We start from the raw sequence: 7,994 nt of genomic DNA on the forward strand, positions 1-7,994 counted from the left end.
TCCGGGAATATCAACTGCCCGGAATATTCGGACTGCCGGGCCGCACCCGGCGGTCAGGTCTTCTCGGGCGTGCGGGGAGTGGGCCTTCCGTTGACGGCCGGGGCCGCCACCCCCGGCTGGAGGGAGTGCAGGATGGCCAGGCCCTCGCCGACGATGCCGGCCGCCAGCTGGTTGACGCCGTCGGTGCCGTTCAGCACGGTGAGGCTGGCTCCGGCCATGCCGCGGGCGGCCGCCTCGGCGAGCGCCGGCAGGTTCTCCACCACCCGGTTGGCCGCGATGAGCTCCTGGTTGCCGTCCCGGAGCGAGGCGGCCCGGGCCTTGTTGGCATCGGCCTGGGCCTGGGCGATCGTCCGCTCGGTGTAGGCGTTGCCGTCGGCCTCGAACTTCGCCCGGTCGCGGCTCGCCTCGGCGAGCGTCCGCTGCCGGTACGCCTCGGCGTCGGCCGGGCGGCGGACCTCCGCCTCCAGACGCTGGGCCGCCAGCGCGGCCTGGCGCTCGGCGAGGGCCGTCTGCTGCTCGATGACCTCCTGGGACGCCCGGGCCTGGGCGAGCGGGCCGGCCTGGGCGGCGCGGGCGTTGGACTCCTCGGTCTGCGCCAGGAAGCCCGCCCGCTTGATCGCGGTGTCACGCTCGTACTCGGCCTTCAGCGCGGCGGCCTGCTGCTCGCGCTCGGTGGCCTCCTGGTCCGCCTTGGCCCGGGCGATCCGGGCCTGGCCGGCGACCGCCGCGGCGTGCGGCGCGGCGAGGTTGTCGATGTAGCCGGTGGCGTCCTCGATCTCCTGGATCTGCAGGGCGTCCACCACGATGCCGAGCTTCTCCATCTCGCCGTGGCTGCCGGCCATGACCTCCTGGGCGACCCGGCTGCGCTCACGGATGATCTGCTCCACGGTCAGCCCGCCGATGATCGAGCGCAGGTGCCCGGCGAAGATCCGGCCGACCAGCTCCTCCATCTGGTTCTGCTCGGACAGGAAGCGGCGGGCGGCGTTGGCGATCGACACCGCGTCGTCGCCGACCTTGAACACGCAGACCGCGCGGACGGTGAGCCGGATCCCCTGCTGCGTCACGCAGTCCTCCGCGATCTCCGCCTCCTGCAGGGCGAGGGAGAGCATCCGGGCCTTCTGCTTCACGGGGAGCACGAAGCTCCCGTGCCCGGTGACGATCCGGAACTGGGTGTCCTGCGACTGCCGCTTGGACCCGGAGATGAGCATCGCCTCGTTGGGGGCGGGAACGTGCCAGAACAACATGACTGACCACCTGGTGTACTACACGGGTTCGTACTGCTTCCTACCGCGCGGGTTCCGGCCGCACGGGTTCCGGCTCGTCCCGGTTCCGGCTCGTCCCGGTTCAGGACGGCAGGAGTTCGACGAGCACCGAACGGGCCGAGATCATGTCGACCACGACCACCCGGGCGTCCCGGCCGACCGGTTGTGCGGCCCACGCCGCGAACGCCTCCGATCCACCCCGCAGCGCGACCAGCACCTCGCCCGGTCCGTCGGACGGGATCGGCACCGTCACCCTGCCGACCGCCCCGACCGGGCTCCGCGAGGAGTCGTCGATCTCGTCCATACGCCCTCGCACCGGGAATGTCTCCGGCCGCCGTCGCGCCGGACCGTGCACTGTCACGCGGCGACACCGCCTCCCGGAGGCCCACACCTCCGGCTTCTCCGACTCTCGGGAACACCGGCGGCGGCAGCCGACGGCGACACTGTCCCCGATGTCTTCCACGGTACTCCGGGCCCACCGGAAGACCACCGGCCGAAGGGCGGGCCCGGGCCGCCGACACCCGGCCCGGACGAGGTGGGCACCGCGTACGGAAGCCGGTCGCGGTGGGTCACCGGGGCCGGGTGGGCCCTTCCTTTCCCCCCGGGTCGCCTCCGGGCGCTCCGGCCCGCTGCCGACACTCCTCGCTCCGGCGCTCGTACCCCTCTTTCCCCCGGGTACCATCGGTGACGACCCGTCGGGCACCTGGCGGGAGGAATGCCCCTCCCGCCCGGCCGGGGCGGGGGCGGGGTGGGCCGTTCAGCCGGCGAGTTCGGCCAGGCGGTGTGCGGTGTCGGCGAGTTCGGGCCGGCGGTGGCGCTGGGCCACCAGCCGGCCGCGCAGGCCGCGCAGTTCGTGGCCGACCAGCGCGGGCAGGCCGGGGGTGGCGCCCTCCAGAGCCGGCCCGAGCAGCGAGACGGCGGCCTGGGGGTCGTGGGCGCAGAGGTGGCAGTCGGCGACCCGGACGGTGAACAGCAGCCGGGTGGCGGGGAGTTGGGCCGGGCCGAGCAGGCGCAGCGCCGTCCGGGCGGCGTCCAGGGCGCGCTGGGCGAGCCGCGGGTCGCCGACGGCGGCGGCGACGTCGCGCAGGGCGGCGGCGGCCCCGGACTCCACCCGCAGGTGCATCGAGGCGATGGAGAGCCAGGGCGCGTCGGACTCGTCGCGCTCGCCGATGTGGTCGAGGTGCAGCCGGGCGCGGGCGATGTGCCGGACGGTCTCCCGGACGTCGCCCGCGAGGCCGTGCGCGCGGGCCTGGCCGACCTGGGACATGGCGCCGGCCCAGTGCCGGCCGGGGGCGGCACGGCCGATCTCGCGGGCGTAGCCGAGGGCGGCGGCGGCGTCGCCGTCCAGGCGGGCGAGGGTGCTCATGTCGCTGAGCGCGGCGACCTGGGTGGCGGGGTCGTCGGCCAGTTCGGACCAGCCGAGCGCGCGGTCGAAGCAGGCCATCGCGGTGGCGTTGCGGCCGTGCTGCATGCGCAGCGCCCCGGCCGCGTGCGCGTACTCGGCGGCGAGCAGGGCGAGCGGTCGGCGGCGGTCGGCGGGGGTGCCGGGCAGCCGGCCGAGGACGGCGCGCAGGGTGCGTTCGACGGCGGCGGCGAGGCCTGGGTGCGGGCGGTCCTCGCCGGAGCGCAGGTGGGCGGCGAGCAGCCCGGTGAGGGCGTGCGCGGTGTCGGCGTCCAGGGGCGGCGGGGCGGCGGGGTCGGCGGCGCAGAAGGCGGCGTGCAGTTCGGCGATGTCGGCGGCGTCGGGGACGGCGCAGCCGGCGGCGCCGTGCAGCGGGCAGAGCAGGCCGTAGTCGGGGAGCCGGCCCGGCGGACGGCCGGGCGGGAGGGGCGGCAGCGGCGCCGCCGGCGGGGGGCCGCCGGGCAGCGGCGGGCGGAAGAGGCCGGACGGGATGGCCGCGGCGGGCGGCGGGGGCTGGGCGGCCCGCTGTTCGGCATCCTCGGCCCGGTCGCAGGCGGTACGCAACTCGCCTCCGGCGGCGAGCAGTTCGTCGATCCGGTCGGCGATCCTCGGCGTGACCCTGCGGATGCCGTGTTCGAGTTTGCTGACGGCGGTGTGGTCGTAGCCGATCTCGGCACCGAGCTGGGCCTGGGTGAGGCCGGCGCGTCGGCGCCAGTGGCGCAGCCGGGCGCCGAAGGCCCGCCAGAGGTCGGCGGCGGACGCCGCGGACGGCGCGTCTGCGCGGTTCCGGTGCACGGGCTTCCTCCCCCGAGTCCTCCCCGCCCTTCGCGGTCTTCCGACTCTGAGGACGGTACTCGACGAGCGCCCGATCCGTACATGAGGTGGTCTCAACCTCTTCCTTAAGGTGGTCTCAACCTCTGTGCGGGATCGGAGACTTGACAGAACTTGCCAACCCCTCTGAACTGCTGCGACTTCCGTTGACCCGAACATGACGGTGTGTGAGGGTTCCGGTCACCCGAGCGCGGACGGCCCGCACGGCCGCCCCCCGATGCGGCCTGCGGTACGGCACTGGCACGTCGTCCGCGGTCGAGGACCCCCACGTTCGAGGAGCCTCGATGCAACACAGACTGACAGCAGGGAGGCTGCTGACCGCAGCCACCACCCTGACCGTTCTGGCCGGAATGCTCGCCGCCACCAGCGCCGGGCAGGCCGCCGCCGACCCCGGTCCGGCCGCCGCTCCACCGAGCGCACTGGCCGCGGCCGTCTCCGCCGCCGACCAGGCCGCCGCGGCGGGCCTGGACGCCCTGGCCAAGGGCCCGGGCGAGACCTACGAGCGCACCGCGGTGACCCCGTGGCTCGGCGGTCTGTACTCGGTCGCGTACGAGCGCAGTTACCACGGCCTGCCGGTGGTCGGCGGCGACGCCGTCGTCATAGCCGACGGCCAGGGCCGGGTGCGCGGCCTCCAGTCGGCCGCCTCCGGGCCGGTCGGCGGCTCCACCACTCCCGTGGTGAGCGCCGCCGACGCCGAGAAGACCGCCCGGACCAGGCTCGCGACCGTGGACGGCGTCGAGTCGCGCCGTCTGGTCGTCCGGGTCAAGGACGGCACCGGACGGCTCTCCTGGGAGACCGTGCTCACCGGCCGGACCGCCACCGCCCCCAGCCGGCTGCACGTCTTCGTGGACGCCCGCACCGGCGAGGTCGTCGACAGCTACGACGACGTCCGGGCCGGCACCGCCAACAGCAAGTGGAACGGCCCCGCCCCGGTCACCATCAGCACCACCAACTCCGGTGGCTCGTACTCGCTGCGCGACCCCGGCCGGCCCGGGCTCAGCTGCGCCGACTACAGCACCGGCCAGGTGTTCAGCAAGTCCAGCGACTCCTGGGGCACCGGCAACCCGACCAGCAAGGAGACCGGCTGCGCCGACGTGATGTTCGCGGCGCAGAAGGAATGGGACATGCTCCGCGACTGGCTGGGCCGCAACGGCCACAACGGCAACGGCGGCAGCTGGCCGGTCAAGGTCGGCCTGAACGACGTCAACGCCTACTGGGACGGCTCCTCGGTCTCGATCGGCCACAACAACGCCAACGAGTGGATCGCCGCGATCGACGTGGTCGGCCACGAGTTCGGCCACGGCCTCGACCAGTACACGCCCGGCGGCGCCAACAACGAGTCCGGCCTGGGCGAGGCGACCGGCGACATCATGGGCGCCCTCACCGAGGCGTACGCCAACGAGCCGGCCCCGTACGACACTCCGGACTACACCGTCGGCGAGATGATCAACCTGGTCGGCAACGGGCCGATCCGGAACATGTACAACCCCTCGCTGGTCGGCAACAACCCGAACTGCTACTCCTCCTCGATCCCGAACACCGAGGAGCACGCCGCGGCCGGCCCGCTGAACCACTGGTTCTACCTGCTCGCCGAGGGCTCCAACCCGGGCGGTGGCAAGCCGACCAGCCCGACCTGCAACAACTCCTCGGTGACCGGCGTCGGCATCCGGGACGCCGGGCGGATCTTCTACGGCGGCATGCTGCTCAAGACCAGCGGCATGACGTACAAGCGGTACCGCACCGCGACCCTGACCGCGGCCAAGAGCCTCGACCCGAGCTGCACCTTCTTCAACCGGGCCAAGGCCGCCTGGGACGCGGTCGGCGTGCCCGCGCAGACCGGTGACCCGACCTGCACGACCAACGGCACCAACGACTTCTCGCTGGCCCTCGGCCCGGCCTCCGGTTCCGTCCAGCCCGGCGCCTCGACCAGCTCGACGGTCACCACGGCCGTGACCCAGGGCACCGCGCAGACGGTCAACCTGACCGCCTCGGGCGCGCCCAGCGGCGTCACCGTCTCCTTCAACCCGTCCTCGGTGCAGGCGGGTTCGTCCGCCACGATGACCGTCTCGACGTCCGCCGCGGTGCCCGCCGGCACGTACACCATCACGGTGACCGGCACCGGGAGCGCCACCCACACCGCGCAGTACACGCTGACGGTCGGCGGCGGCAACCCCGGCGGCAACGCGCCCGACATCGACGTGGCCAAGGTGCAGGCGCACCTGACCCAGCTGAACACCATCGCCTCGCAGAACGGCGGCAACCGGCGGGCCGGCAGCGCCGGGCACTCCCAGTCGCTCGCCTACATCAAGGGCAAGCTCCAGGCGGCCGGCTACACCGTCAGCGAGCAGACCTGCACCTCCTGCACCTACACCTCCAACAACCTGATCGCCGACTGGCCGGGCGGCCCGGCCGACCAGGTGACCATGTTCGGCGCCCACCTGGACAGCGTGGCGGCCGGGCCCGGCATCAACGACAACGGCTCCGGTTCGGCCGTGCTGCTGGAGAACGCGCTGGTCCTGGCGCAGCAGAACCCGAGCCTGACCCGGCACGTCCGGTTCGCCTGGTGGACCGGTGAGGAGCAGGGCCTCCAGGGCTCCCAGTCCTACGTCGGCCAGCTGAGCTCGGCCCAGCGCGCCGCGATCAAGGGCTACTACAACTTCGACATGGTCGGCTCGCCCAATGCCGGCTACTTCATCAACAACATCGGCTCCACCACCTCCGCGCCGATGAAGGCGTACTGGGACTCGCTGAACCTCCAGCCGGAGGAGAACGTCGAGGGCCAGGGCCGCTCGGACGACTACTCGTTCCAGCAGGCCGGCATCCCCACCTCCGGCTACGCGGCCGGCGCCAGCGCCGTCAAGACCTCGGCCCAGGCGGCGAAGTGGGGCGGCACGGCCAACCGGGCCTACGACTCCTGCTACCACCAGTCCTGCGACACCACCGGCAACATCGACGCCACCGTCCTCAACCGCAGTGCGGACGGCGTCGCGTACACCGTGTGGAAGACCTCGGTCGGCGGCACCGTGCCGACCAACGACTTCTCCGTCGCGGTGAACCCGGCGACCGGCAACGCCACCCCGGGCGGCTCCACCACCGCGACCGTGTCCACCGCCACCACCGCCGGTTCGGCCCAGACGGTGAACCTCACCGCCTCGGGCGCGCCGGCCGGCGTCACGGTCTCGTTCAGCCCGTCCTCGGTGCAGTCCGGCTCGTCCGCGACCATGACGGTCTCGGTCGGCGCCTCGGCCGCCGCCGGCACGTACAGCATCACGGTGACCGGCACCGGCTCGGTCGCCCACAGCACCACCTACTCGCTGGTCGTCGGCACCGATCCCGGTAACCCGGGCGGCACCTGGGCCGCGGGCACCACCTACCAGGCGGGCGACGTCGTGACCTACGGCGGGGTGAGCTACCGATGCCTCCAGGGCCACCAGGCCCAGGTCGGCTGGGAGCCGCCCATCGTCCCGGCCCTGTGGCAGCGTCTCTGACACAGAGGGGGTCCGTGCCGCGGTTCGTCGAGGGGGACGAACCGCGGCACGGCCGCGTTCACACCGGCCCGGCCGCCCGTCGGCGGCGGGCCCGTCACTCCCCCGGCCGGGGCCTGGAACCCGGACCCGGCCGCGGCTCCGGTTCCGGTTCTGGCCGTGACTCCGGCTCCGGTTCCTTTCCCGGCCTCGTTCCCGGCCCAGGGCCGGGCCCCGCCGTCGGCTCCGGGGGGCCGCCCCGCCTGTGCCGGGACAGCAGCAGCGGCAGCGCCGAGACCACCACCAGAACCAGGACCACCGGCAGCAGATAGTCGCCCACCTGCGGGAAGGACGCGCCCAGCGCGAAGCCTGCCAGGACCGTGCCCTGGGTCCAGAGCAGCCCGCCCACCACCTGCCAGAGCACGAACGTGCGGGTCGGCACCCGCAGCGCGCCGGCCAGCGGCCCGAGCACGGAGCGCACCATCGGCAGGAACCGCCCGAGCACGATCGCCCGGCGCCGCCCGTAGCGGTGCAGCAGGTCCTCCGAGCGGTCCACCGCGGTCCTGAGCCGGGGGCCCCGGCCGCGCGCGGTGAGCGCCCGGCCCCCGTGCCGCCCGAGCACGAACCCCAGCTGGGTACCGGCCACCGAGCCGACCGCCGCGCAGAGCAGCACCTGCCAGAGGGTGAGGTAGGGGCCGTGGTGCTCGGCCGCCGTGGGCGCCGAGGCGCAGAGCACCCCGGCCGGGAAGAGCAGCGTGTCACCGGGGACGAGGAAACCGACCACCGGCACCCCCGCCTCGACGAAGGTCACCACCAGGACCGCCAGCGCGCCGTAGGCGGCGAGCAGCGAGGACCCGCTGGTCACATCGAGCGCGAAGGCCATCCGTCACCCCAGCCGGTGCGGCCGGACCACCGGTCTGCGTGGCCCTCCGGCCACTCTAGTAGGGTCGGGGACTGGCGCGGTGGGCGATGCTCCGTTTCCAGTCCCCGCCGCTTCAAACCGTGCATGCAGTTCTCCCGCACACGGCTTTCCGA

The 7,994-nt window shown here is 73.9% G+C and carries 5 protein-coding genes; 1 reads left to right on the plus strand and 4 read right to left on the minus strand.

Annotated features, from left to right (window positions below):
• Positions 1-53: 53 nt before the first annotated feature.
• The 3 genes from ACIQIB_RS31155 to ACIQIB_RS31165 all read right to left on the minus strand — a co-directional run bounded on the left by ACIQIB_RS31155 (position 54) and on the right by ACIQIB_RS31165 (position 3,459).
• On the minus strand, positions 54-1,244 hold the full coding sequence (locus ACIQIB_RS31155; protein ID WP_363609391.1) for an SPFH domain-containing protein: 1,191 nt from the start codon (positions 1,242-1,244) through the stop codon (positions 54-56).
• 100 nt (positions 1,245-1,344) lie between these two features.
• Positions 1,345-1,566 (minus strand): hypothetical protein, encoded by a 222-nt coding sequence (locus ACIQIB_RS31160; protein ID WP_363609389.1) that lies wholly within the window; start codon positions 1,564-1,566, stop codon positions 1,345-1,347.
• Positions 1,567-2,019: 453 nt separating this feature from the next.
• Positions 2,020-3,459 (minus strand): helix-turn-helix domain-containing protein, encoded by a 1,440-nt coding sequence (locus ACIQIB_RS31165; RefSeq protein ID WP_400762106.1) that lies wholly within the window; start codon positions 3,457-3,459, stop codon positions 2,020-2,022.
• Positions 3,460-3,779: 320 nt separating this feature from the next.
• Here ACIQIB_RS31165 and ACIQIB_RS31170 point away from each other — a divergent pair, with 320 nt between their 5' ends.
• Positions 3,780-6,983 carry a M28 family peptidase gene (locus ACIQIB_RS31170; RefSeq protein ID WP_363609386.1) on the plus strand — a complete coding sequence of 1,068 codons (3,204 nt, stop codon included), beginning with the start codon at positions 3,780-3,782 and terminating at the stop codon, positions 6,981-6,983.
• A 94-nt stretch (positions 6,984-7,077) separates the two neighbouring features.
• Here the strand turns inward: ACIQIB_RS31170 and ACIQIB_RS31175 are convergent, their stop codons facing one another.
• The gene (locus tag ACIQIB_RS31175; protein ID WP_400762108.1) at positions 7,078-7,842 is read right to left on the minus strand and encodes a DedA family protein; all 765 of its coding nucleotides are present in this window, start codon (positions 7,840-7,842) and stop codon (positions 7,078-7,080) included.
• Positions 7,843-7,994: the final 152 nt, after the last annotated feature.

The sequence above is a fragment of the Kitasatospora sp. NPDC092286 genome, assembly GCF_044755565.1.
Classification (GTDB): domain Bacteria; phylum Actinomycetota; class Actinomycetes; order Streptomycetales; family Streptomycetaceae; genus Kitasatospora.

Bases quoted from the DNA above. Each gene is read 5' to 3' on its own strand.
- ACIQIB_RS31160 (WP_363609389.1), bottom strand. From the start codon at position 1,566: ATGGACGAGATCGACGACTCCTCGCGGAGCCCGGTCGGGGCGGTCGGC.
- ACIQIB_RS31175 (WP_400762108.1), bottom strand. From the start codon at position 7,842: ATGGCCTTCGCGCTCGATGTGACCAGCGGGTCCTCGCTGCTCGCCGCC.
- ACIQIB_RS31155 (WP_363609391.1), bottom strand. From the start codon at position 1,244: ATGTTGTTCTGGCACGTTCCCGCCCCCAACGAGGCGATGCTCATCTCC.
- ACIQIB_RS31170 (WP_363609386.1), top strand. From the start codon at position 3,780: ATGCAACACAGACTGACAGCAGGGAGGCTGCTGACCGCAGCCACCACC.